Annotated in this window: 25 protein-coding genes; 5 read left to right on the forward strand and 20 right to left on the reverse strand. The window is 45.1% G+C overall.

The window, feature by feature from the left end; all coding sequences use genetic code 11:
* Positions 1-27: 27 nt before the first annotated feature.
* The 13 genes from hemE to AC6I1F_RS11925 all read right to left on the reverse strand — a co-directional run bounded on the left by hemE (position 28) and on the right by AC6I1F_RS11925 (position 10,425).
* Entirely contained in the window at positions 28-1,095 is a 1,068-nt protein-coding gene (gene hemE, locus AC6I1F_RS11865) for a uroporphyrinogen decarboxylase (protein WP_251451435.1), read from the reverse strand.
* Positions 1,096-1,214: 119 nt separating this feature from the next.
* Positions 1,215-1,583 (reverse strand): universal stress protein, encoded by a 369-nt coding sequence (locus AC6I1F_RS11870; protein ID WP_251451437.1) that lies wholly within the window; start codon positions 1,581-1,583, stop codon positions 1,215-1,217.
* Positions 1,584-1,688: 105 nt separating this feature from the next.
* Positions 1,689-2,102, reverse strand: a complete 414-nt coding sequence (locus tag AC6I1F_RS11875; protein ID WP_160335985.1) for a F0F1 ATP synthase subunit epsilon — start codon at positions 2,100-2,102, stop codon at positions 1,689-1,691.
* A gap of 45 nt (positions 2,103-2,147) precedes the next feature.
* Positions 2,148-3,551, reverse strand: a complete 1,404-nt coding sequence (gene atpD / locus AC6I1F_RS11880) for a F0F1 ATP synthase subunit beta (protein ID WP_160335986.1) — start codon at positions 3,549-3,551, stop codon at positions 2,148-2,150.
* 29 nt (positions 3,552-3,580) lie between these two features.
* Positions 3,581-4,453, reverse strand: a complete 873-nt coding sequence (atpG, locus tag AC6I1F_RS11885) for a F0F1 ATP synthase subunit gamma (protein ID WP_251451439.1) — start codon at positions 4,451-4,453, stop codon at positions 3,581-3,583.
* 23 nt (positions 4,454-4,476) lie between these two features.
* Positions 4,477-6,018 (reverse strand): F0F1 ATP synthase subunit alpha, encoded by a 1,542-nt coding sequence (gene atpA, locus AC6I1F_RS11890; RefSeq protein WP_160335988.1) that lies wholly within the window; start codon positions 6,016-6,018, stop codon positions 4,477-4,479.
* Positions 6,019-6,035: 17 nt separating this feature from the next.
* Positions 6,036-6,584 carry a F0F1 ATP synthase subunit delta gene (locus AC6I1F_RS11895; RefSeq protein ID WP_160335989.1) on the reverse strand — a complete coding sequence of 183 codons (549 nt, stop codon included), beginning with the start codon at positions 6,582-6,584 and terminating at the stop codon, positions 6,036-6,038.
* A 2-nt stretch (positions 6,585-6,586) separates the two neighbouring features.
* On the reverse strand, positions 6,587-7,057 hold the full coding sequence (locus tag AC6I1F_RS11900; RefSeq protein ID WP_160335990.1) for a F0F1 ATP synthase subunit B: 471 nt from the start codon (positions 7,055-7,057) through the stop codon (positions 6,587-6,589).
* Positions 7,058-7,129: 72 nt separating this feature from the next.
* Positions 7,130-7,372, reverse strand: a complete 243-nt coding sequence (atpE, locus tag AC6I1F_RS11905) for a F0F1 ATP synthase subunit C (protein WP_008810358.1) — start codon at positions 7,370-7,372, stop codon at positions 7,130-7,132.
* Between the two features lie 51 nt (positions 7,373-7,423).
* Complete coding sequence (gene atpB, locus AC6I1F_RS11910; RefSeq protein ID WP_160335991.1) at positions 7,424-8,245, reverse strand: F0F1 ATP synthase subunit A; 822 nt, start codon at positions 8,243-8,245, stop codon at positions 7,424-7,426.
* A gap of 16 nt (positions 8,246-8,261) precedes the next feature.
* Positions 8,262-8,606 (reverse strand): ATP synthase subunit I, encoded by a 345-nt coding sequence (locus tag AC6I1F_RS11915; RefSeq protein ID WP_160335992.1) that lies wholly within the window; start codon positions 8,604-8,606, stop codon positions 8,262-8,264.
* A 138-nt stretch (positions 8,607-8,744) separates the two neighbouring features.
* A complete protein-coding gene (locus AC6I1F_RS11920; RefSeq protein WP_160335993.1) occupies positions 8,745-9,626 on the reverse strand; it encodes a ParB/RepB/Spo0J family partition protein in 882 nt (293 codons plus the stop codon).
* 1 nt (position 9,627) lies between these two features.
* Complete coding sequence (locus AC6I1F_RS11925; RefSeq protein WP_251451443.1) at positions 9,628-10,425, reverse strand: ParA family protein; 798 nt, start codon at positions 10,423-10,425, stop codon at positions 9,628-9,630.
* 217 nt (positions 10,426-10,642) lie between these two features.
* On the opposite strand from AC6I1F_RS11925, the gene AC6I1F_RS11930 reads away from it, so the two are divergent.
* The 4 genes from AC6I1F_RS11930 to AC6I1F_RS11945 are packed head-to-tail and all read left to right on the forward strand — an operon-like array spanning position 10,643 to position 14,073.
* Positions 10,643-11,704, forward strand: coding sequence for an ABC transporter permease (locus AC6I1F_RS11930; protein WP_251451444.1), 1,062 nt, complete (start codon positions 10,643-10,645; stop codon positions 11,702-11,704).
* Between the two features lie 2 nt (positions 11,705-11,706).
* On the forward strand, positions 11,707-12,468 hold the full coding sequence (locus AC6I1F_RS11935; RefSeq protein WP_160335996.1) for an ABC transporter ATP-binding protein: 762 nt from the start codon (positions 11,707-11,709) through the stop codon (positions 12,466-12,468).
* Positions 12,469-13,461 carry an MlaD family protein gene (locus AC6I1F_RS11940; RefSeq protein WP_251570228.1) on the forward strand — a complete coding sequence of 331 codons (993 nt, stop codon included), beginning with the start codon at positions 12,469-12,471 and terminating at the stop codon, positions 13,459-13,461.
* Positions 13,462-13,476: 15 nt separating this feature from the next.
* A complete protein-coding gene (locus AC6I1F_RS11945; protein WP_251451448.1) occupies positions 13,477-14,073 on the forward strand; it encodes an ABC-type transport auxiliary lipoprotein family protein in 597 nt (198 codons plus the stop codon).
* Positions 14,074-14,311: 238 nt separating this feature from the next.
* Here AC6I1F_RS11945 and rsmG read toward each other — a convergent pair whose 3' ends face one another.
* Genes rsmG through mnmE form a run of 3 tightly spaced genes read right to left on the reverse strand, consistent with a single transcriptional unit; the run spans position 14,312 to position 18,286 of the window.
* The gene (rsmG, locus tag AC6I1F_RS11950; RefSeq protein WP_251451449.1) at positions 14,312-14,962 is read right to left on the reverse strand and encodes a 16S rRNA (guanine(527)-N(7))-methyltransferase RsmG; all 651 of its coding nucleotides are present in this window, start codon (positions 14,960-14,962) and stop codon (positions 14,312-14,314) included.
* Positions 14,952-16,874, reverse strand: coding sequence for a tRNA uridine-5-carboxymethylaminomethyl(34) synthesis enzyme MnmG (gene mnmG / locus AC6I1F_RS11955; RefSeq protein ID WP_251570229.1), 1,923 nt, complete (start codon positions 16,872-16,874; stop codon positions 14,952-14,954). Before mnmG ends, rsmG begins: the two co-directional genes overlap by 11 nt.
* Before the next feature lie 20 nt (positions 16,875-16,894).
* On the reverse strand, positions 16,895-18,286 hold the full coding sequence (gene mnmE, locus AC6I1F_RS11960) for a tRNA uridine-5-carboxymethylaminomethyl(34) synthesis GTPase MnmE (RefSeq protein WP_290432537.1): 1,392 nt from the start codon (positions 18,284-18,286) through the stop codon (positions 16,895-16,897).
* A gap of 705 nt (positions 18,287-18,991) precedes the next feature.
* On the opposite strand from mnmE, the gene AC6I1F_RS11965 reads away from it, so the two are divergent.
* Positions 18,992-20,668 (forward strand): IS1634 family transposase, encoded by a 1,677-nt coding sequence (locus AC6I1F_RS11965; protein ID WP_304625379.1) that lies wholly within the window; start codon positions 18,992-18,994, stop codon positions 20,666-20,668.
* 22 nt (positions 20,669-20,690) lie between these two features.
* Here AC6I1F_RS11965 and yidC read toward each other — a convergent pair whose 3' ends face one another.
* Genes yidC through rpmH form a run of 4 tightly spaced genes read right to left on the reverse strand, consistent with a single transcriptional unit; the run spans position 20,691 to position 23,313 of the window.
* Complete coding sequence (gene yidC / locus AC6I1F_RS11970; protein ID WP_160336110.1) at positions 20,691-22,388, reverse strand: membrane protein insertase YidC; 1,698 nt, start codon at positions 22,386-22,388, stop codon at positions 20,691-20,693.
* Complete coding sequence (gene yidD / locus AC6I1F_RS11975) at positions 22,378-22,692, reverse strand: membrane protein insertion efficiency factor YidD (RefSeq protein ID WP_160336109.1); 315 nt, start codon at positions 22,690-22,692, stop codon at positions 22,378-22,380. The genes yidC and yidD overlap by 11 nt, the downstream gene beginning before the upstream one ends.
* Complete coding sequence (locus tag AC6I1F_RS11980) at positions 22,685-23,143, reverse strand: ribonuclease P protein component (protein WP_289702581.1); 459 nt, start codon at positions 23,141-23,143, stop codon at positions 22,685-22,687. Before AC6I1F_RS11980 ends, yidD begins: the two co-directional genes overlap by 8 nt.
* A gap of 29 nt (positions 23,144-23,172) precedes the next feature.
* Complete coding sequence (gene rpmH / locus AC6I1F_RS11985) at positions 23,173-23,313, reverse strand: 50S ribosomal protein L34 (RefSeq protein WP_008810341.1); 141 nt, start codon at positions 23,311-23,313, stop codon at positions 23,173-23,175.
* Positions 23,314-23,484: the final 171 nt, after the last annotated feature.

Below are 23,484 nucleotides of genomic sequence, written 5' to 3' on the forward strand. Positions count from 1 at the left end.
CAAATACAATTTGATTCCATTTTTCACTTAATCATGGAATCTGCGGCTGTATTCATGCACTTCATCCACCAGCGCAGCGACTGTATCAGGATCCGTATCTTTATCAATGCCGTGCCCCAAATTGAAAACATGGCCACCCTGACCAACCATACCGAAATCTTCAATGACTTTTCTCGCCTGAGTTCTGACTTCATCCGGTCCTGCAAAAAGAATAGACGGGTCCATATTTCCCTGCAGACAGACGCTGTCACCGATCTGACGGCGTACATCTCCCAAACTAACCGTCCAGTCAACACCCATTGCATCGGCGCCGCAAGCGGCAATATCCGTAAGCCAAGGAGCAGATCCTTTCGTAAAGACGATTGAAGGGATTCTCTTTCCGTCTCGTTCCTTAATTAAGCCGGAGACGACCTGAGAAATGCACTTCAGCGAATACTCAAGATAATCACTGTGAGCAAGAGCGCCGCCCCATGTATCAAAAATCATCACGGCGTTTGCACCGGCCTCAATCTGTGCATTCAGATAAGAGGTCACGGCTGTGGTGTTGACGTCCAGAATCTGTTTTAAGAGGTCAGGGCGCCTATACAGCATTTCCTTAACCTTTCTAAAGTTCGATGAACTTCCGCCTTCAATCATGTAGCAGGCAAGCGTAAACGGGCTTCCCGAAAAGCCAATCAGAGGAATACGGTCGTTCAGCGCTCTCTTGATTTCTACTACCGCGTCGGTAACGTACTTCAGTTTATCGGCGGGATCAGGAACAAAGAGTTCTTTTACCGCAGCCTCATCCTGAACGGGTTTCGCAAACTTCGGTCCTTCACCTGGCAAAAACGAAAGGCCAAGCCCCATTGCGTCAGGAATCGTCAGAATATCGGAGAAAAGAATCGCCGCATCCAAAGGATAACGATCCACCGGCTGGAGCGTCACTTCACATGCATAATGCGGATTCATTGCCAAATCCATAAAACTTCCGGCTTTAGCTCTTGTTGCGCGGTATTCCGGCAGATAACGGCCCGCCTGACGCATCAGCCAAATGGGAGTGTAAGGAACCTTCTCTTTTAAAAGAGAACGGAGAAAAATATCATTCTTTAAAGGCATAGAATCCCTGTCCTGATTAATTTGCTGAACTTCCTACATTGTAGAAACAGAAAATGAATCAGTGATTAAGACAATGGGGCAGAACTGCATCGAAATATTTTTTCGTGCAGTTCAATTTATTAACGAACTACCAGTACAGGACGATCAGCTTTAGCTAAAACCTGCTGGGTAGAGCTTCCGATAAACAAAGAACCGAGCGTGCCCAAACCGCGGCTTGCCATAACGATGAAGCGAACATCACGTTCCTGTGCCGTTTTAAGAATGGCATCCGGAACAGAGTTGCCGACGACTTCAGCAACCTCACAAGGAACGCCGACTCTCTGGCATGCATCTTTGACATCCTCGAGAGTGCGGTCAGCGACTTCAGAGCCCTTCGCTTTGACAACTGTCATACCAAGAACGCAGGTGTTGAGGTTTTTTGCAAGTTTTGCAGCGGTGGTAATGGCTTTTTCCGAAATTTCGGAACCGTCAGTTGAAACAAGAATCACGGGTATCTCCTGGTAAAGGTCAATCGGTATATTTTAGTCAATTACTGGATAAAAAAAACTCCGGTAGATACCTAGTAAATACCGGAGTTTAAAAAAGACTTAGATTTATCTCTTGAGCTTCTGCAGGATACGAAGCTGTTCGGCGAGCATACTGATTTCCGCTTCAACCTTAGCAAGCTCGATTTCGCTTGCGCTTGTCTTAGCAGCAGCCTTCGCTCTTTCCATAGCTTCTTTCGCCTTGGCTTCATCAAGGTCTTTACTTCTGATAGCCACATCAGCCAGCACGATTACATGGTAGGGCTGAATTTCTAAGACCCCGCCCGCTACGAAGATTTCCTCTTCCTGGTTCCCGTTCGTATGAATACGAACAAGACCCGGACGAATCAGCGTAATGAGAGGGGTATGGCCTGGCAGAATACCGAGCTCGCCTTCGATACCGGGCAGAGCTACAAACTCGGCGTCGCCGCTAAAAAGACTTTCTTCAGCGTTTACAACGTCGACTTTTAAGGTTTTTTCCATTTAATTCTCCAGGTTGGCTGGTGAGAGACGAGCTCTCACCTCAGATTACTTGATGGTCTTAGCCTTTTCAAAAGCTTCATCAATTGTGCCGACCATGTAGAAGGCCTGTTCCGGAAGCTGATCGCATTCGCCGTCAACAATCATCTTGAAGCCGCGGATGGTTTCCTTCAGCGGAACATACTTACCGGGGGAACCGGTAAACACTTCAGCAACATGGAAGGGCTGAGAAAGGAATCTCTGGATCTTACGAGCTCTTGTAACGGCGAGCTTATCTTCAGGAGAAAGTTCGTCCATACCAAGAATCGCAATAATATCGCGGAGTTCTTTATAGCGCTGCAGAGTGGCCTGAACACGGCGAGTTACGCTGTAATGTTCTTCACCGATGATGTTCGGGTCGATCTGACGAGAAGTAGAGTCAAGCGGGTCGACAGCCGGATAAATACCCAGAGCTGCGATATCACGAGACAGAACAACTGTAGCGTCCAAGTGACCGAATGTTGTAGCCGGAGAGGGGTCAGTCAAGTCGTCAGCAGGAACGTAAACAGCCTGAATGGAGGTAATAGAACCAACCTTTGTAGAAGCAATACGTTCCTGAAGCTTACCCATTTCTTCAGCCAGTGTCGGCTGATAGCCTACGGCTGACGGCATACGGCCGAGCAGGGCGGATACTTCAGTACCGGCCAGTGTATAACGATAAATATTGTCGATGAAGAGAAGAATATCTCTGCCTTCATCACGGAAGGCTTCAGCCATTGTCAGACCGGTAAGAGCCACGCGGAGACGGTTTCCGGGAGGTTCGTTCATCTGACCGAAGACCATGGCCACTTTGTCGAGAACCTTAGATTCGCCCATTTCATGGTAGAAGTCATTACCTTCACGGGTACGTTCACCGACACCGGCGAAAACAGAGTAGCCGCCGTAAGCCTTAGCGATGTTGTTAATAAGTTCCATCATGTTGACGGTCTTACCAACACCGGCACCGCCGAACAGACCAATCTTACCGCCTTTGGCGAACGGGCAGACAAGGTCAATAACCTTAATGCCTGTTTCAAGAAGGTCGACGGACGGGCTCAGTTCGTCAAACTTAGGAGCAGCTCTGTGGATCGGCATACGCTTTTCTTCGCCGATCGGACCTGCTTCATCGATCGGACGTCCGAGAACGTCCATGATACGGCCGAGAGTCTTCGGGCCGACCGGAACTGTAATTCCGTGACCGAGAGCTTTAACAGCCATACCGCGCTGGAGACCTTCGGAAGAACCCATAGCAATGGTTCTAACGATGCCGTCACCCAGCTGCTGCTGAACTTCAAAGGTCAAACCTTCTTCAGCAAGCTTATTGTTTTCGTCCTTTTCAAGGACAAGTGCGTCGTAAACTTTCGGCATTTCTTCGCGGGGGAACTCGATGTCGACCACCGCGCCGATAACCTGTACGATCTTTCCGATACTCATAGGTATTCCTCGTTTCGATTTCTTTTCAATTAAGACACAGCCGCGGCGCCACCGACGATTTCGGTGATTTCCTTAGTAATGCCGGCCTGACGTGTCTTGTTGTAGACCAGTTGCAGATCGTCGATAAGCTTCTTAGCGTTATCAGATGCGGCCTTCATGGCGACCATACGAGCACTCTGTTCGCTTGCCATGTTTTCCGCTACTGCCTGATAAATAAGCGCTTCAACGTAACGCTTGAGCAGAACCTTTAAAACTTCTTCAGGGCTAGGTTCATAGATGTAGTCCCAAGAGTTTTGATGTTTGTCCGTCTCAACGGCCGATTTCGGCAAAGGAAGAAGCTGTTCAATCACAGGTTCCTGCTTCATCGCATTGATGAAACGGGAGTAGGCGATGTAGACGTGGTCTACACGGCCTTCCTGATAGGCTTCGATCTGAACTTTAATCGCTCCGAGCAAGCGTTCCAAATTTGGACGATCACCGAGCTGAACGACCTGCGAGACAATTGGCACACCGATGCGCTGGAGGAAACCTAATCCTTTGTTTCCAATAGCAGTCGCTTCAACTTTCTTACCTTCATGCGCCCAATCTCTAAGGGTATGAGCCAAAAGTCTCTGAATATTGGTATTCAAAGCGCCGGCCAAACCCTTATCGGTTGAAACAACAATCAAGCCGATGTTCTTTTCCTCCGCAGACTTGCGGAGGAACGGATGAACGGCTTCTGTTGAAGCTTCTGCCAGGTGACCGATTAAGTTACGGATGGTATCGCCGTACGGACGGGCCGCACGCATACGATCCTGGGCCTTCTTCATCTTGGAAGCGGCCACCATCTCCATCGCCTTTGTGATCTTACGGGTGTTTTGAACCGATCTGATCTTGGCTCGAATTTCTTTGGTACTTGGCATTAGGATCCTCTAACGTTGCTCAATTAGAAAGCACCGGATTTCTTGAACTCTTTGACAGCTTCTGTCAGAAGTTGTTCATCTTCCTTAGAGAGCTGCTTTGTCTCTTCAATACGTCCGATCAGATCAGCATGATTAATCTTCATGTAATCCTGCATCGCGTTTTCGACTTTCAGAGCATCCTTAACTTCGACATCATCATAGGCACCCATGTTGATGGCGAAAAGTACGAGAGCTTCTTCCCAAACCTGAAGAGGCTGGTACTGAGGCTGTTTCATGAGTTCGGTAACGATACGGCCGCGTTCCAGCTGTTTGCGTGTCGCTTCGTCAAGGTCGGAAGCAAACTGAGCAAACGCAGCAAGTTCACGGTACTGAGCCAGGGCCAGACGTACACCGCCGCCAAGTTTCTTAATAACTTTGGTCTGAGCAGCACCGCCGACTCGAGAAACCGAGATACCGGGGTTGATCGGAGGACGGATACCGGCGTTAAAGAGGTCGGTTTCCAAGAAGATCTGACCGTCGGTAATAGAAATCACGTTGGTCGGAACGAACGCTGTAACGTCGCCTGCCTGTGTTTCAATAATCGGAAGAGCAGTCATAGAACCAGTCTTACCCTTGACAGCACCCTTGGTAAAGCGTTCGACGTATTCCGGGTTGACACGCGCAGCTCTTTCGAGCAGACGGCTGTGCAGATAGAAAACGTCGCCAGGGTAGGCTTCACGTCCCGGCGGACGGCGAAGCAGCAGGGAAATCTGACGATAGGCCCAAGCCTGCTTGGTCAAGTCATCATAAACAATGAGAGAGTCCTCACCGCGGTCGCGGAAGTATTCACCCATTGTTGCTCCGGAGTAAGGAGCAATGTACTGCATGGCTGCAGATTCGGAAGCGGAAGCCGCAACGACGATGGTGTAATCCATTGCGCCGTATTCTTCGAGCTTACGAACAACGTTGGCAATCGTAGAAGCCTTTTGGCCGATCGCAACATAAATACAGATAAGGTCTTTGCCTTTCTGATTGATGATGGTATCGATAGCAACAGCAGTCTTTCCAGTCTGACGGTCGCCAATGATCAATTCACGCTGACCGCGTCCGATAGGAACCATAGAGTCAACAGACTTAAGACCGGTCTGGACAGGCTGGCTAACAGACTGACGTTCGATAACGCCAGGAGCAACCTTTTCAACAACGTCATATTCGTCGGTAACGATCGGGCCTTTGCCGTCAATCGGCTGACCAAGAGCGTTAACGACACGACCGATCAGGGCGCGTCCGACGGGGACCTGAAGGATTCGGCCGGTAGTTTTAACAATGTCGCCTTCGGAGATATGTTCATAGCTACCCAGAATAACAGCACCGACAGAGTCTCTTTCAAGGTTAAGAGCGAGACCGTAGGTGTTGTTGGGGAACTCAAGCATTTCACCCTGCATCACATCGGAAAGTCCGTGGACACGACAAATACCGTCGGTAACAGATACGACTGTACCTTCGGTACGAAGGTTGGTATTCAGACCCATACCTTCGATTCGCTGCTTCAGCAGCTCGCTAATTTCACTCGGATTGAGTTGCATAGCTATCAGCTCCGTAATTAACTTGTGAGGCGAGACTTCATTTGCTCAAGTCTTGCCTTAACTGTGCCATCAAGCACCTTGTCACCGACTGTAACGCGGACTCCGCCGATCAAAGAGTTGTCAACGACAACCTTGGGCAGAAGTTTCAGGTTCGGGAATTTCTTTTCCAGAGCCTTGACAAGGTCAGCTAACTGCTCATCATTCATGGGGTATGCGCTTTCGATAAGAACGTCGGCCTCATGATTTTCCTGATTGAGCAAATGACGAAATTGTGCAGTGATCTGAGGAAGAGCTTCGAGTCTTCCGTTTTCGATTACTAATTTGAGGAGGTTTTCGGCTTCGGCAGGAACCTTATCACCGAGCATTCCTCGAATAAGATCGTAAGTTTGGTTCACGGTCAAAGAAGGATCGTTAGATAATTCTTTGAGCTTAGGATCCTCAACGATCTCATCCAGCACGTCGAGAACAGGCAAAAGCTTGTCAGCCAAACCCTCTTCTTTACTGTCCTTAACAGCCTTAAGCAACGCTTCGGCATAAGGACGTGCGATAGTTGAGATCTCTGCCATGATTACAATTTCGCCTTAAGTTGGTCAAGTAATTGCTGGTGAGCCGAAGCATCGACTTCTTTACCCAGGATCTGGGAAGCTCCGGACACAGCCAAATTTGCAACCTGATCCCTAAGAACGTCTTTGGCAGCCTGGATTTCCTGAGCAGCCTGTGCACGAGCCGCGGCAATGATCTTATCGGCTTCGACCTGAGCCTGTTCTTTGGCTTCGTCGATAATAGCCTGACCACGCTTTTCGCCCTGAGCAACAATAACCTGAGACTGGGCTCGAGCGGCAGCTTCGATGGAAGCTCCTTCTTTTTTCGCTTCTTCCAAAGCATGTTCGCCGCGATCAGCTGCGGCTAAACCGTCAGCAATCTTTTTCTGCCGCTCTTCGATTGCTCGATTGAGCGGTGGCCAAATGAACTTCATGGTGATCCAAGCACCGACGAAGAACACGGCCATCTGTACGAACAATGTGGCATTAATGTTCATTTTCTAATCCCGTTAAGCATTTGCTGAGCAAATGCAGTTTGTCTATAAAAACCGCAACGAAGGTTTGGCTGATTAGCCGACAAACGGGTTAGCAAAGGCGAACATCATGGCGATACCAACACCGATAAGGAACGCAGCATCGATAAGGCCGGCGAGAAGGAACATCTTGGTCTGCAGTGTGTTGATGAGCTCAGGCTGGCGAGCAGAGGCTTCAAGATACTTGGAACCCATGATAGCGATACCGATACAGGCACCGAAAGCACCAAAGCCAATAATCAGGCCACAAGCTAATGCAACATAAGCGACGTTTGTCATAACGAACTCCTTGTTTAATATGACGTGTTTAAATCAAAAGAAAGAAAATAATTAGTGTCCTTCATGAGACTGACCGATGTAAACCAGAGTCAGCATCATCATAATGAAGGCCTGAAGTAAAACAATAAGAATATGGAAAAGCCACCAGCAGAGACCAGCAAAGAACTGGCCGATCACACCGAAAGCAGTCATTCCGATTTCTCCCTGCCAAAGCATACCTGTAAGCAGAGCGATCAGGAAGAACAGCAGTTCACCGGCATACATGTTGCCGAAGAGTCGCATACCCAGAGAGACTGTTTTAGCAATGTATTCGATGATGTTTAAAAGGAAATTAAACGGCCAGAGCAGGATGAAATTACCGAAAGGCGCTGTGAAAAGCTCTTTGTTGAAACCGGCAATACCCTTGATCTTAATACCGTAGTAGATCATGAGAAGAAGCACGCCGCAGGAAATGCCGAGCGAACCGTTCAAGTCGGCAGTTGGAAGCGGACGCAGATAGTGAATTCCGAACCAGCTGCCGATGGCGGGGAGCAAATCAACCGGGATAAGGTCGATTGCATTCATAAAGGTAACCCAAACAAAAACTGTCAGAGCAAGCGGAGCGATGAAGGTTCTGTCTCCGTGAACGATAGATTTCGCCTGATCAGAAACCATCTCAACAAGCATTTCAACAGCACACTGCCATTTCCCCGGAACTCCGGTGGTCGCTTTCCTGGCCGCTGAGTATAAAACCCAAAGCGCAAGAATCATCATTGCGATAGAGAATACTGCCGTGTCGAAGTTAAAAACAGAAAAGTCAACAATGCTTGTCTGCTTTACTGTGGACAGATGCGTTAAGTGGTGCTGAATATACTCAGTAGCCGTGCCTGCCATGATTGTTAATCCTTAATTATTCCCTGCTAGCTAAAGCAAAAACGTGACTTAATAGAACTACGCCGGCCGACAAAATAAACGCTAACCAGTTAAGTTCTTTATAAAACAAAGCGACGCTGAGAAATCCTAAGATGACCAGCGAAACCTTGATAAATTCAAAAACAAATATCCCTAGAGGACTTGCGGCTCTGTTCCTGGTTAAGTACATCAAAAAAATAACCAAGAAAGACGGGAGCGCACACACAGCACCACCTAATAAGGACGACACAGCCGCCGCACTTCCGCCAATGGCCAGCGCAGCAACTGTACAAATCAGACAGGCTATCAGTTGGCAGAAAACAACTCTTCTTAACGCTTTCATAAAAACAATTGTCTTCAGACCGTCCTGTAGAAACACGTGAATTCTAATAACTTAGCTTAATCTGAGCAACTCAAACCGCAGAATATCATCCGTTCTACCGAAGGGTTTATATGGATACAGGTATATTTTGTTACGTTTTTAACGACTTAAGAGCCTCATAAGCTCTTCCATATCTTTTTTCGAGTCAAATGAAATGCGCAGAACTCCCTTTCCCGAATCGCCGGATGTAACCTTTACTTTCAGGTTTAGGATTTTTGAGAGTTCTTTCTCGTATGACGCCCATTCTTTGTTTTTTTCAGAAGGCGCTTTCGGCTGATCCTTTTGCTCAGACTGTTCTTTCATCCTCCGGACAAGCTCTTCAGTCTGTCTAACGGATAAATCCTTCGAAATGATCAGGTTCGCTGCAGAAATTCTCTCTTTTTCCGGAAGCGAAAGAAGGCATCTGGCGTGCCCCATATCGAGTTGCCCCTCACGAACCATATCCTGAATCTCTTGGGGTAATGAAAGCAAGCGAAGAATATTGCTGATCATCGGACGTGACCGCCCGATAGCTGCCGCTATTTCTTCGTGGCTGTACTTAAATTCCTGAACCAAACGCTCCAACCCAGCTGCGACTTCCATCACATTAAGGTCCTCGCGTTGCAGATTCTCAACAAGCCCGATTATCATTGCCTGCTTATCGTTTACACCCAGAATACGAACTGGGACTTTTTTCAAACCGGCTAATAATGCAGCCTGATAGCGGCGTTCACCGGCGAGAATCTCAAATTTGTCCGCATCCGTCCTTCTCACAACAATCGGGTTAAGAATGCCGTTTGCTTTAATTGAATCTGATAAATCTTTCAGAGAATCCTGTTCAAACTTTGTCCTCGGCTGGAACTTTCCGGGATGCAGAGAGTTGATGGGAAGGGTCGAAGGTAAAGTTTCGTCCGGGGATGTATCAAGGACATCAGCAACGCTCTTCACGCCAAAAAAATTATCTAAGCCTTTTCCTAATCCTTTGGGTTTTCTTGTTACCAATTTATTTACCTTTCTTTCCGCGTTTAATCAACTTGTGGAGTTTTTCCCGTTTTGCAAATTCCTCGGCAAATGATCTATAGGCCTGGGCTCCTCTTGAGCTCGAGTCATAGTTCAGACCGGACAGCCCATGACTCGGTGCTTCCGCTAAGCGAACATTCGTAGGTACAACCGAACCAAACATAGATTTTCCAAAGAACTCAGTCAACTGATCGCTAACCTGTCGCTGAAGAGTGATTCTCGGATCAAACTTCACACGAAGCAGACCGGATATAACCAGATCTCCGTTTATTTGTTCACGCACTGCGCGAATCGTCAGAAGCAAATCGGATACACCCTCAAGGGAAAAGTACTCGCAAGTCATCGGGATAATCAGACCCGCTGAAGCACTGAAAGCATTAATGGTTAAGATCGACAATGTCGGCGGGCAATCAATCAGAACGACGTCGTATTCGTCTTCAAGAGGGGAGAGGAGTTTCTTAAGCGCCAATTCCTTCTGTTCGGCCCCCAGAAGCTCTTCTTCTGCAGAGGCAAGTCGTCTGTTTGCTCCGGCAACATCGTAGCCATTTTGTGAGTGAGTGATCACTCTCTTTAAATCAGCCTGACCAATAATTGCTTCATAAATCGAAGGAAGCAGCTTCACTTTATCGATACCGCTTCCCGTAGTTGCATTACCTTGAGGGTCAAGGTCAATTAGAAGGACGCGATAAGACATCTCGGCAAGTGCTGCCGCTAAGTTAACAGCGGTCGTGGTCTTACCGACTCCGCCCTTTTGATTTGCAATACAGTAAATCTTTGACATTTAAGATTTCTTTCTAAACCCACTAAGTAACCGCACAATTTTACAGAGATTTAATTTTATTTTTCACCGAAAGGAACAGTGCCGTCAAAGACTGATTCAAATTGTCTATAAGTAGTCTCAAGACGGTAATGCTTAGGACATTTTAATCTTCCGTCCTCTAGAATGTTTCGTACAGGGCAAAACTTTGACCGATGTATCAGATAGCTGGAATACAGAAATGAGTGATCCCATCAAACTTCCCGATCGTCTGACCGCAGAGGATTCTTCTCCTCTTTGGGAGCAAGTTCTCAATGCCGCGGACGCCGGACAAGTGCGAACAGTAGACGCTGCCGCAGTTAAATTCTGTGATGAAAGCGGCTTAACTTTACTCTATGAAATAAGACGGCAGCCGGAGAGATTCCAGCTCATTAATCTTTCCGCTGATCTTGAAAGCGTATACGCGACGATGCTTCGGAATTTTTCACCGGACTTAACAGAGCGTGAGAAATTAGGGTTCGTCAGCACATTAGGTAAGTGGCTAGCCGATAAAGTTACCGATACAAAAAAGAGCATCACTTTTTTAGGCTCATGCATATGCGCTCTTTTTGGTGTCCTTATTCATCCCTCACTGATCAGATTCAGAGAGATTTACGATATTTCGGATGAGAGCGGAAGTAAAGCAGTCACCATTATTTGCCTCATCGGTTTTTTAATGGGCGTCATCATTGCATTTGAAACAGCGCTCGTTGCGAAAATTTTTGGTGCTGTCATCTTTGTCGTCAATGGTATTGGAATTGCCATGACACGCGAACTTGGTCCTCTAATGACCGCTATTTTATTTGCAGGTCGTACCGGTTCAGCGTTTGCCGCGCAGATTGGAACGCAAAAGGTAAGTGAAGAACTTAATGCAATTACCACGTTCGGTCTTGACCCGGTCTATTTTCTTGTGGTTCCTAGATTAATCGCCTCTTCACTTGTCCTCCCGCTTCTTTCTGTATTTGCCACGATACTTGGTGTATTAGGCGGCGGCCTGGTCATGAGGCTTTACGATATTACATTCACGCAGTTTTACATCCAGCTCATCCACTCAATTTCTGCGACGGATGTTTTTTTCGGCCTTATAAAGGCGGTTATTTTTGGATTTGTTATCGCCTTAATCGGCTGTGAATGCGGCATGAATACGGGTGCGGGCGCAGCTGCTGTGGGTGATTCGACGACTAAGTCCGTCGTCAAAAGCATTGTCTGGATCGTTCTGATTGACGGAGCCGCAGCTCTGCTCACCAACCGATTAGGATTTTAACCATGAAGGAAAGAGAATCTGTTATTCAGGTTAAAAACCTGACAATGGGATGGCCGGGAAAAGTTCTCTTGGATAATGTCTCTTTTGACATATACGATCGTCAGATTGTTTTTATTATGGGAGGTTCCGGATGCGGAAAGTCGACATTAATGAAAACAATTATTGGTCTTAATCCGCCTTTGTCCGGTGACATACTCATCAGAGGGAAAAGTATTATTCACTCGGGAAACGAAATCCCGAATATCCAGCGCAGTCTGGGCATTATGTATCAAAGCGGCGCTCTTTTTGGTTCCCTCAGCGTTCTCGAAAACGTACGCTTTCCTTTGGATCAGTTCACCGACCTGCCAATGAAAGCTAAGAATCTAACGTCTCTAATGCTTCTGAATGCGCTTGAGATGCCTGCAGCCGCTAATCTCATGCCTGGTGAGCTTTCCGGAGGCATGATCAAAAGGGCAGGTATCGCCAGAGCACTTTCTTTAGGTGCAACTATTCTTCTTCTTGATGAGCCAAGTGCGGGTTTAGATCCGATCACTTCGGCCAATCTTGACGAGACTATCAAAAAGCTAAGGGACGAACTCGGCTGTACCTTTGTTATTGTCAGTCATGAACTGCAAAGCATTTTCAGAATTGCGGACAGGTGTCTGATGCTGGATCCGAAGACAAAATCCATCATTGCTGATGGAAATCCAAAAGAGCTTCAGGAGAACTCGCCCAATCCGTGGGTAAGGCAATTTTTTAATGCAGAGCCTGATTCGGAGAATTAAATGAACAATAGAGCAAATTATTTTCGGCTGGGTCTGTTTGTTTTGACAGCCATTGTTCTGGCCGTCCTTTCGATCGGTGTCATAGTAGGTCCGAATCTTTTTCGTCCTCAGAGTCACCTCGAAACGTATTTCATGTTTTCTATTAGCGGGCTTGAAGTTGGATCTCCAGTTAAATTTAGAGGAATACCGGTAGGGGAGGTGGAAGAAATTCTTCTATCATCGGAAGCCTACCCTTCGAATCATCAGGAGATTCTCTCAGAAAAGAACTCCGTCGCTGTTGTCCGAATGAAAATCAACCTTGCGGATGAAGAAGTAAAAAAGCAGCTCAAAGAATACATTTCTCACGGATTGAGAGTTCAGACGCAGCTGGCCGGTATTACAGGTTCTCTCTACCTTTCCATGGAATTTTTGGATAGTGACAAATATCCGGCTGATCGAATCAAATTCAGTTGGACTCCAAAGTATTTGTATATTCCGTCAGCCCCGAGTTTAAGCAACGAAATTGTAGAGAATGTTAAAAATTTCCTTGCAAGTCTTGATACTCTTGATTTGAAAGGAAATCTGGAAGGAACTTTACCCGTTCTTCAATCTTTGATTGGAAACTTGGAGAGAATCGCCAAAGGCTTAGAGCCTAATCTATTTAATTCTCTTGGTGATTCGCTTACACAGCTCTTCGTAAACGCCGACCACAAAATAGATGAGATTAATGTTTCACATCTCAACGAGCTCATTGAGCAAATCAGAAAATCCGCTGCAAGTTTAGATAATCTTGCCAAACGAACGGAGGCAGAAAAGCTTGTTAAGAATTTGAGCAGTCTTTCTCAGAATCTCAACAACATGATTAAGACCAACAGTTACGATCTTGCTCTCACGCTCAGAAATTTGAATGCAATTGCTGAGAACTTAAAGAATCTGTCTTCATCTATCCCAAACAACCCTGCGGGTTTGCTGCTTTCACCCAAGCAGGCCGGCAATCCGTTAAGTAATAAATGAAATTGAAGGTACAAAATGCTTAGAAGACTTCTTCTTCAATCCTCTTTTCTGACCCTTGCAGGTTGTTCCATACTTCCGGAAAGACCTCCTCTCAAGCTTTATAGCATTTCATTAGGAGCGCCTACTTACAGGAACAGCATCAGTAAACGGAGACTTTCATCCGTTCGTGTCAATCCTCCCATGGTTGCCGAGCCATATGACTCATCAAAGATTTACGTCCTTGGAGAGGACAACAGAATGTTCAATACGGAAATCAGTCAGCTCGTTTCCACACCCTCTCAAATCATTGCTGCCGCAATTCGAGAAAAACTGTCCGCCGGTGGTCCTTGGAGAATTGTGCTGTTACCGAACTCCATTGCACAGTTTGATTATCAGCTGACGATCTTCATTTCAGAATTTTATATTTCTGCGGTTTCCAAGCCTTACCAGGCTAAGGTTGCTCTGCAAGCCTCGGTTACCACAACAGCCTTTGACAAGCTCGTTTATCAAAGACAATTCAGCGCAGCCTCAGACATTGAAAAAGCAGAAATTCCTCTGGCAGTCAAAGGACTGGAAAATGCCCTTAACACTGTCCTGAATGAACTGACTGTCAGTTTGAATGAGTCTCTCTGAAAAATAGAAATCCGTTATAAGAGCGTCATATCACTATAATGCCGTCTCTTGAGAAAACGGACCTATCATCGGCGGCAGATAAAAGCATAATTCGGCAGCTGCGAAAGAAGTGAAGAATACTTACTAAGTAATGATGAATTAACACAACAGGAAACTTTGTCTTCAACACTGTTAACTGAAAGGCCTTGCGACTTCAGCAAGGCCTTTTGTTCAGTACTTAAAGTTAACTTCAACTTTATTATTTTCTACTCAATACAACCAAATGTCTTTCCGAATCAACATTCGGAATTTCTACTTTTCTGATTTCAACAACCTTAACAAAATCCGGGATTTTCTCAATCTCTTCTTCAGGGAGTTTTCCCTTCATGACTATCCAACGTCCGTTTTTGCTTAGATGTTTCTCAGTTAGGTTTATAAAAGTTGAAATAGAAGCAAATGCACGAGACGTAATTAAATCGAATTTTTCTTCCGGACAATATGATTCAACTCTCGCATTTACCGCCTGAGCATTCAACAGTTTTAAGTTGATGATGGCCTGGCTAACAAAGGCTATTTTCTTTGCCACTGTATCTACTAAAGTAAACCTGAAGTTTGGCAGTAGGATAGCTGCAGGTATTCCGGGGAGCCCGCCGCCGCAGCCTACATCCATTACGCTGGTTTTCCCATTCGGTTGCTCAAACTCTTTCAAGAGAGGAATTAAAGTAGCAGAGTCTAACAAATGCTTATCAATAGCTTCCGTTTCATTATTGATAGAAGTGAGGTTATATACCTTGTTCCACTTCAACAGCAGTTGAAGGAACTTGTCCATCTTTTCCAGGTTCACTTCATTAACCGAAAGATGCAGCGCCTTAAACCCTTCAGAAAGTCTCTCAAAGTTCTTATTCTGCATTTTTTGCACCATTGCTGTTATGTCTCTTGATATATACCAGCAAGATAGAAATTGCAGCCGGTGTTACACCTGATATCTGCAGAGCTTCACCCAAATTCCTCGGTCTGATCTTTTTAAGTTTTTGAGTCACTTCAAAGGATAGACCCTTGGCTGAATCATAATCAAAATTATCAGGAATTACCGTTTCCAAACGCTGGAGATTTTTCTCAACTTCTTCTCTTTGTCTGTCTTCATAACCTTTGTATTTAATCCGCGTAACCAGCGTATCGGCTAAAGAAGAATCTAGATACGGTGGATTAAGAACTGATTCACCGTTTTGCATCTTTAGTTTTGTCAGATCTGTGTATACAAGCTCCGGCCTTCTCAGTAAGTTATACAGATTCGCTTCTTTACTTAAATCTTCTCCTAAAACGGATTCAACTGAAAGAGCATCTAATACGCCCGGATTTATCCAGATCGATTTAAGTCTTTGTGTTTCTTGTTCAATCAATTCTTCTTTTCTGCAGAAAAATTCCCAACGCTCTTCTGATACAACGCCAAGCTTATACCCAACTTCAGTAAGTCTCTTATCAGCATTGTCCTCACGAAGACTCAATCGAAATTCCGCCCGTGATGTGAACATTCTGTAAGGCTCATTAACACCTTTCGTAATCAGGTCATTAATCATCACACCAAGATAACCCTCATATCTCCTGACAACGAACGGTTCTCGCCCTCGTATGGACAGAACCGCATTGACGCCGGCCATCAGACCCTGTGCTGCCGCCTCTTCATAGCCGGTTGTTCCATTTACCTGGCCGGCTAAAAACAGATTTGAGAATTCCTTACTTTCTAAATTATCCTTCAGGTGTGTTGGATCGTAATAATCATATTCAATCGCATAGCCAGGTCGAATGATATGTACATTCTCCAAGCCCTTTATGGAATGTATAAAGTCGACCTGAACATCGTACGGAAGACTGGTTGAGATACCGTTAGGATAATATTCATAGGTATTTAGTCCTTCTGGTTCCAAAAATACGTGGTGAGAGTCCTTTTCGCTAAAACGATGAATCTTATCCTCAATCGAAGGGCAGTATCTTGGCCCGATTCCCTCAATCATCCCCGTATATAAGGGTGAGCGGTCCATATTCCTTCGAATAATGTCATGCGTTGAGACATTAGTTGATGTGATCCAGCAAGGAACCTGGTCAGGGTGATCCTCAGCACTACACATATACGAAAACACGGGTACCGGATTTGAATCACCAAGTTGCTCAGAACAGCGACTGAAATCGATTGTTCTTCCATCCAGTCTAGCAGGAGTTCCGGTTTTCAAGCGTGATCTTGGCAACCCTAGCTGTGCAAGATCGACCCCTAATTCAATAGAAGCGGGATCTCCGCTTCGACCTGCTGAATAAACTGTCTCTCCGATAAATACCTTGCCGTTTAGAAAAGTTCCCGAACATAAAACTACCGCTTTAGAATGAACCCCAATACCAGATCGAAGATATACACCCTCAACGGCATGACCGTTCACGATCAAACCGTTTGCAGCTTCTTCTATTAAATCTAAGTTTTCAATCGATTCGATACGCTTACGCATCTCAAATTTGTAAAGTCGGCGATCGATCTGCGCACGGGTTGCACGAACTGCCGCCCCTTTTGAAGCGTTTAATACTCGAAACTGAATACCTGAAAAATCAGTAGCTTTAGCAATTAATCCGTCTAACGCATCAACCTCTTTCACGAGATGACTTTTTCCGATGCCTCCTATTGATGGATTACAGGATTGCTGACCTAAGTTATCTAAATTATGTGTTACAAGCAGCGTCTTCGCCTTCATTCTTGCGCACGCTGCTGCCGCCTCAATACCGGCATTACCACCGCCGATAACGATGACATCGTATTTAATTGGATATAAATAACTCATAATGTTTCACGTGGAACAAACTATTTACCGATACAAAATCCGCTAAAAATCTTACCTAGCAGATCATCTGAAGTTGTCTTACCGATAATCTCTCCCAGATTATCCGAACTCTCTCTAAGCTCTTCTGCAAACAACTCTAATTGTGGATTATTGGATTTTATAAAATCTGAAGCTTGATTTAGATGTAAGGAGGCTGCTTTTAAAAGGTTTAAGTGTCTCTCTCTTGCACTATAGACAGAATAGTTATCTGTGACTCCAGATAATTTAACAAGCGCATTTTTGAGTTCCTGTAATCCTGCACCCGTGACAGCAGAGGTTGAGATAACTGTTTCACGTGAAACAATGGAAACAGAATGCTGCGAACTGTCTAATAGATCGGATTTATTGAAAACGCGAATAACAGGAACATCTTCTTTTTTTATAGTGTGTAACAAGTCATCCAGTTTTTTATGATCCTCGTCATTAAGCGACGTTACATCCAATATCTGCAGAACAATATCAGCATTGGAAATTTCCTGCTTACTTCTCTCGATACCGATCTTCTCAATTGCATCATTAGTTTCTCGAATACCGGCTGTATCAACAAAATGAAAGAGAACTCCGGAGATATTAATCGAAGTTTTAATTCGATCCCGTGTAGTGCCTGCAATATCGGAAACGATTGCAACTTCTTCTCCGGCTAGCGCGTTTAATAAGCTAGATTTCCCCACATTTGCTTCGCCAATTATCGCAACTCTTAAACCATCCCTAATAATTTCCCCTTGTTTTGCATTTTTTATAATATCTTCAAGATGTTTTTTTATTGATTCAATTTTGTCTCTGGAACCGTACTGATTAATGAAATCAATTTCTTCCTCAGGAAAGTCAAGCATCGCCTCAACTTCAACTCTGAGGTTAATAAGCTCATCATTTAGCTTGCTAATTTCCTTAGAGAAGCCTCCTCTCAGTGAACGAGAGGCGGCTTTGACTGACTGCAGTGTTGAAGCTTCTATGAGATCCGCGGTGGCTTCAGCCTGAATTAAATCAATTTTTCCATTTAAAAAAGCCCGCTCTGTAAACTCACCCGGATTCGCGAGTCTCAGACCTAAATCTGAGAAACGATCTAGAAGTTCGTTCTGAATAAACTCTAATGAAGCCCTACCGCCATGTACTTGAATTTCAAGTACAGATTCGCCGGTATAAGAAAATGGTGCTGCAAAGAAAATGACAATGCCTCTGTCAATAATTTCGCCATCTTTATCGTGAATCGGAAGTAAGTATGCATACCTGCTTTCCAGCTTCTTACCGGAGAACAGCTTTGAGGAAATTTCCGTCACACTTTTCTGAGGTCCGGAGAGTCTCAATATTCCGATACCCGCATTACCGTTCCCTGTAGCTATTGCTATGATAGGGGTCGATTTGGAATCTGACATTCACAACCTTTTATATGAGTTTGAAGAACAATAAGAACGAAGCCGAAAAACTGCTCGGCTCGGTTCTCGCTGTGCTCTTTGCAGTGCCGATATCTGCTTATCTTGGCAGCATGTTTGGAGATACTTACAATGCTAGAGTAACGGTTTACCTATGTATCCTTAGTTGGACCATACTAGGTTCCGTCGTCCTGTTTATTCTCACGAGCAAAAGTAAGACCGCTTCAGCAAAAAGTATATTTCTGTGGATTATAAGCGTTTGGGTTTGGCCCCTTCCTCTCATCGGATACTTGATACGGAGAAAAGCATAGTAAGATGGACCGATGGTTCTTCAAAGACTGGATAAGAATCTTATCGCCAGAGAATATTAGATCAGAGCAGCGAAAGTCCATCTTGTAAACGAGATTCAGATTAAGTAGTAAACCTTGGCGAACTAGGTTAGAAAAGCTGTTATTCCGTCGGAGAAATAGAACCGATGAAAATGACTTCGCTGTCTCAATGATTATTTTTACTACCCAGAAAAAAAGGGCCCCTGATTAAACAGAGACCCTAAGCTATGAAATCTATAACCTGAATTCCCAAAAACTAGATCATAAATATTACTAGTAGTTACACACAGTGCCCAAATTGCCCGTAAACCGGGCATTGGGCATTATTTTTAACTGATTTAATAGATTATAATTATATAATCTACCTGGAGGGATTCATATGCTTGCGAAGACCATTGAGCATGTCATCAAGGTAAATATCAAGGGCAAGGACTATCTGTACCAATTTCAGAATGCTTGGGATCCGATCAAACAGCGTTCTTATAGCAAACACCGAATTACCCTTGGGCGCCTGATTGACGGCAAGGTGGAATTGGGAAGGAAATTTCTTCGAGACAATCCTCAATACAAGGATGTTGAACTAACTTTTACCGATAACAAACTCTGTCCGGTTGGTATTGCAGAAGTCAGTCTTCCGGTGGCACAAATTGTTTTAAACCGGTCGGAAGCACTCAATGCCGGAGCCAGCTATGTATTAGAGCAAATTGCCAAGCAATCGGGAATAACTAAAGCCTTAAAGGTCGTCTTTCCTGAGCATTGGAAAGAGTTACTATCCTTAGCGATATTCTTAGTTATCCATCCTGACGCCACCGTCTCCAACTACGATGTAATAGCGCAAAACTCTCTCTATCCGACTGCCGCTATACCCTCTCAAAGAATCTCCGAAATATTTGAATCCATCGATTATCAACCCTCTGTCGAGCAATATCTGAAGCTGCGTCTTGCCTCTAATAAAGCATTGGACAAGAACAGTTACTGGGCATTTGATACCACTTCAGTGTCTTCTTTCTCACAAACAATTCATAAGGTTACCTATGGGCATAACAAAGAAGACCCTGACATGGCCATGCTAAAGCTGGCGCTGCTGATCGATGAGAAGACAGCCGAGCCGCTTTACTACAAGGTGCTGGACGGTTCTATTGCTGATGTTGTTTTATTGAAGAACCTGTTTATCCAGCTGGCTAAACTTGATGCGGAAGATGTCAACCTGGTGTTGGATAGAGGGTTCTGCTCTGAACATAATCTGCAAATTATGTTCCGCAATCACGTAGGCTTTGTCTGTGGACTTCGTTCAGAGCTAAAAATTGTTGAGCAAACTTTTAAGGAGGTGGCCGGATCACTCAGACTATGCTTGCCGGCAGCATTTAAAAACAGTGTTAACTGCTTTTGTGCAACGCGCGAAATTCAATGGTATTCCAACACAAGAAAATATGGCGCCGAACAGGACAAGTTGTTTATCCATATCTATTACAGCAAAGAAAGAGAAGCTGACTATGTCATGAATATGACTCAATTAGTCGAAAGTTTTAAGTTGCGTCTGAAAAATGGGAAAGTGCCTAACTCACCGTATTTCAAGCGATTCTTCAAACGCGGAAAAGGTGACGACGGCAAGGTCAAATATGATTTTAATGTTCCGGCTTGGGCTCAGTTCTGCCAGAGTTGTGGTTTCTTCTTTCTTGGTTCTGACAGAATTTCCTTACCGGATGAGGCTCTAAACATTTACCGTCAAAAGGACACCGTCGAAAAAGCGTTTAATAACTACAAAGATAGATGCGGCGGCAGAAGATTGAGGTGTTTGCAGAGAGCTTTAGATGGAAAGGTCTTTGTCACGTATTTAGCTCTGAGTTTAAGACTGATGCTGCATAAGCGGATGCAGGACGCCAACATTGACCCTGAGCAAGCTCCACGCCTGATAAGTGAACTTAATGCATTAACCGTCTATAAGTTCGCTCCTGAGGGCCAAGTCACATATCTCTGGCACGAGATCCCAAAGCGTTACAAGGAACTTATGCAGAAGTTGAAAATAAAAATCCCCGCCCCGATTTTTGTAATCTAGGAGCGGGAATTCAGGCTATAAATTAGTTGGTTTGCTTCTTAATTCGATCCGCGGCAATCTGCTTGTTGACAAGGTATTGCTGAACAATCGAAAGAATATTGTTCACCAGCCAGTAGAGCACAAGACCGGAAGCAAAGAAGATGAACATGATGCCGAAGACAAACGGCATGATAGCCATCATTTTTGCCTGAACAGGATCAGGAGGAGTCGGATTAAGCTTGAACTGAATGACCATTGTAATGATCATCAGAATAGGAAGAATGAACCAAGGATCAGGAGCCGCAAGGTCGGTCACCCAGAAAATCCAAGGAGCATCTCTTAACTCGACTGAAGCCAGAAGCACCCAGTAAAGAGCGAGAAAAACCGGCAGCTGGAGCAGGATAGGAAGACAACCGCCAACAGGGTTAATCTTCTCAGTCTTGTACATCTCCATCATCGCCATATTGAGACGCTGTTTATCATCTCCGTATTTTTCCTTAAGGGCCTTCATTCTCGGACCAAGATCTTTCATCTTCGCCATAGAGCGATATCCAGCAAGTGAAAGCGGATAAAGCACAGCTTTAACAATACAGGTCAGTAAAACGATCGCCCAGCCCCAATTCCCAACAATTCCGTGAAGGAAAGAAAGAAGCCAGTAGATCGGTTTAGCAAGGAAAGTCAGCCATCCGTAGTCAACTACCAGAGAAAGTCCCGGCGCAATTGCATCAAGTCTTGTCTGATCCTGAGGACCGGAGTACAGAACAGCGTCCATTGTCTTAGAACTGCCGCTGGGAATGGTGTTGATCTGCTCAATAGAGCCGATGGCGTAGAGTTTATCTCCGACTTTTCTTGTGTAGTTTTCGCGTTCAACTCCGGGAGTAGGAACCCAGGCGGAAACAAAGTAATGCTGAATCATAGCGATCCAACCGTTGTCTGCCTTAGCTTGGAAATCTCTGTCCCCGTCAGCGATATCGCTAAACGACACTTTCTGAAATTTTTCCTTATCTGTGTAGACTGCAGCACCAGTATAAGAGTTAACCATGGCGCCTTCACCTTCAGGCTTATCGCCGTCACGAGTGAGCTGGAAATAAATAGAAGGTGTAATGTCATTACCGGTGTTGTTAACGACCTCATGACTTACTTTAATGCCATAGTGACCGCGTTCAAAGGTATAAGCCTTAATGACTTTAACTCCGCCGGATTCGCCTTCAAATTTAACAGTAAGGGAGTCCTGACCATCTGCAAGCTTCAGCGGACCGGGAACAAGTTTAAATGCAGTCTTATGTGTAGGGTAAGGACCGCCGATCAATCCTGTCTGAGCAAGATAAGTGCGTCCTTTTTCCTGAGTGAAAAGGACAACATCTTTCGGAGCCTCGGGTTTATTGCCAAGAACCATGCCGACAAGGCCGGTATCAGTCCAAGGAGTAGTCTGTTTTTCTTTCCTCAGTTCAGAGCCGACAATAACCGCTCCTGTAGGATCGATAGACAGGTTTAAAAGATCCGTCTCAATATGAACTAAATCAGCTTTGGGAGCAGCAGCAGTTTCTGTAGGAAGTGCTGATGCTGTACTGGCCTGCGGTGTATCCGCTGAGCCCTGTGGAGCTGAGACGTTTTGAGTCTGTTGAGTTTCGGGTCCGAATAACGGCGGTTTTCCGTTGTAGACTTCCCAACGGTCATAAAGCATAAAAGCCGATAAACCGAAAAGAATCCATAGGAGGGCGCGTTGAATATCACTTCCCATGATTTGTGTTCTCTAATTTGGATTGAAAAATATAGTTTGATGAAGCGCTATTGCAGTCGCTGTTTTTGCACCAGCATCTCCAACGAAATTTCTCAGGAACTTCATCAATTCCACTCCCGCCAAAAGGCTGGCACCGCAGTAAACGAAACAACGTCAGCCAGCACCCTTTCACAGCACCGAATCTTTCAATCGAGGTGTATGAGTAGTGGGAGCAGGTAGGAAGAAATCTGCAGTTATGACCGACTATTGGTGAAAAAATAAGTTGGTAGCAACGGATTAATGTAAGAAGAAACAGCTTAATCACCAGTCTTCTCCATCCGTAAGGAAACTAATTTTTCAACAAGTTGTTCGAGCAAAATTCGGCAGTCTTCCCTCATTTCTTGTTTAAGTGAATCCCGGTAAGGGGTGCGAAATAAAGTAGACGGAAGCGGCGCTTTCAGACGAAAGACCACTCTCACACTGAAAGCTGAGTGCTCGTCCTCTACAGACAAACTGAGAGAGGAGCATCGAATTTCCTCTCTCAATATGCGTTTGATCAGATTTCTATCTACAGAACGCTTTGCAAAGCGTTTACCGACAGTTAACCCAACCAGGAATTTTGGTTCTTCATCGATAAGCTTTGCCTTAACTTCGAACCATTTTCCATGGAAGCGGACCAAACCCGAACCTCGTGCTCTGATAACCTCTAAAAAATCTTTAGATTTGATAATTCGAACACTTTTTGGAAAGGACTGAGTCAGCACTCCACAATCCATCTTATTACTTCGCGAGCCTCTCTAAATTATTAGAGAGCTAAAACGTGACGGCCTTTACGACGACGAGCAGCAAGGACCTTGCGGCCACCGCGAGTACGGCTGCGGACGAGGAATCCGTGTGTGCGTGCACGTTTAACCTTAGAGGGCTGATAAGTACGTTTTGTTGCCATTTTTATTCCTTTTAAAGAGGCCGCGGCTGACGGCACTAAAACTAAAAGTGATCACCTGATGCGGTCAACGAACAGGCAATTTTGATAAACCACATATTAGACTTCATTTGCAGTTAACTTGTCAAATAGAAAGAGAAATATTTTGTAATTACTTTCATTTACAGCCTTCCC

The organism is Parasutterella sp. St.1A3 (assembly GCF_059728705.1).

Bases quoted from the DNA above. Each gene is read 5' to 3' on its own strand.
- hemE (WP_251451435.1), bottom strand. From the start codon at position 1,095: ATGCCTTTAAAGAATGATATTTTTCTCCGTTCTCTTTTAAAAGAGAAG.
- AC6I1F_RS11875 (WP_160335985.1), bottom strand. From the start codon at position 2,102: ATGGAAAAAACCTTAAAAGTCGACGTTGTAAACGCTGAAGAAAGTCTT.
- atpD (WP_160335986.1), bottom strand. From the start codon at position 3,551: ATGAGTATCGGAAAGATCGTACAGGTTATCGGCGCGGTGGTCGACATC.
- atpG (WP_251451439.1), bottom strand. From the start codon at position 4,453: ATGCCAAGTACCAAAGAAATTCGAGCCAAGATCAGATCGGTTCAAAAC.
- atpA (WP_160335988.1), bottom strand. From the start codon at position 6,018: ATGCAACTCAATCCGAGTGAAATTAGCGAGCTGCTGAAGCAGCGAATC.
- AC6I1F_RS11895 (WP_160335989.1), bottom strand. From the start codon at position 6,584: ATGGCAGAGATCTCAACTATCGCACGTCCTTATGCCGAAGCGTTGCTT.
- AC6I1F_RS11900 (WP_160335990.1), bottom strand. From the start codon at position 7,057: ATGAACATTAATGCCACATTGTTCGTACAGATGGCCGTGTTCTTCGTC.
- atpE (WP_008810358.1), bottom strand. From the start codon at position 7,372: ATGACAAACGTCGCTTATGTTGCATTAGCTTGTGGCCTGATTATTGGC.
- atpB (WP_160335991.1), bottom strand. From the start codon at position 8,245: ATGGCAGGCACGGCTACTGAGTATATTCAGCACCACTTAACGCATCTG.
- AC6I1F_RS11915 (WP_160335992.1), bottom strand. From the start codon at position 8,606: ATGAAAGCGTTAAGAAGAGTTGTTTTCTGCCAACTGATAGCCTGTCTG.
- AC6I1F_RS11925 (WP_251451443.1), bottom strand. From the start codon at position 10,425: ATGTCAAAGATTTACTGTATTGCAAATCAAAAGGGCGGAGTCGGTAAG.
- AC6I1F_RS11930 (WP_251451444.1), top strand. From the start codon at position 10,643: ATGAGTGATCCCATCAAACTTCCCGATCGTCTGACCGCAGAGGATTCT.
- AC6I1F_RS11935 (WP_160335996.1), top strand. From the start codon at position 11,707: ATGAAGGAAAGAGAATCTGTTATTCAGGTTAAAAACCTGACAATGGGA.
- AC6I1F_RS11940 (WP_251570228.1), top strand. From the start codon at position 12,469: ATGAACAATAGAGCAAATTATTTTCGGCTGGGTCTGTTTGTTTTGACA.
- AC6I1F_RS11945 (WP_251451448.1), top strand. From the start codon at position 13,477: ATGCTTAGAAGACTTCTTCTTCAATCCTCTTTTCTGACCCTTGCAGGT.
- rsmG (WP_251451449.1), bottom strand. From the start codon at position 14,962: ATGCAGAATAAGAACTTTGAGAGACTTTCTGAAGGGTTTAAGGCGCTG.
- mnmG (WP_251570229.1), bottom strand. From the start codon at position 16,874: ATGAGTTATTTATATCCAATTAAATACGATGTCATCGTTATCGGCGGT.
- mnmE (WP_290432537.1), bottom strand. From the start codon at position 18,286: ATGTCAGATTCCAAATCGACCCCTATCATAGCAATAGCTACAGGGAAC.
- AC6I1F_RS11965 (WP_304625379.1), top strand. From the start codon at position 18,992: ATGCTTGCGAAGACCATTGAGCATGTCATCAAGGTAAATATCAAGGGC.
- yidC (WP_160336110.1), bottom strand. From the start codon at position 22,388: ATGGGAAGTGATATTCAACGCGCCCTCCTATGGATTCTTTTCGGTTTA.
- AC6I1F_RS11980 (WP_289702581.1), bottom strand. From the start codon at position 23,143: ATGGATTGTGGAGTGCTGACTCAGTCCTTTCCAAAAAGTGTTCGAATT.
- rpmH (WP_008810341.1), bottom strand. From the start codon at position 23,313: ATGGCAACAAAACGTACTTATCAGCCCTCTAAGGTTAAACGTGCACGC.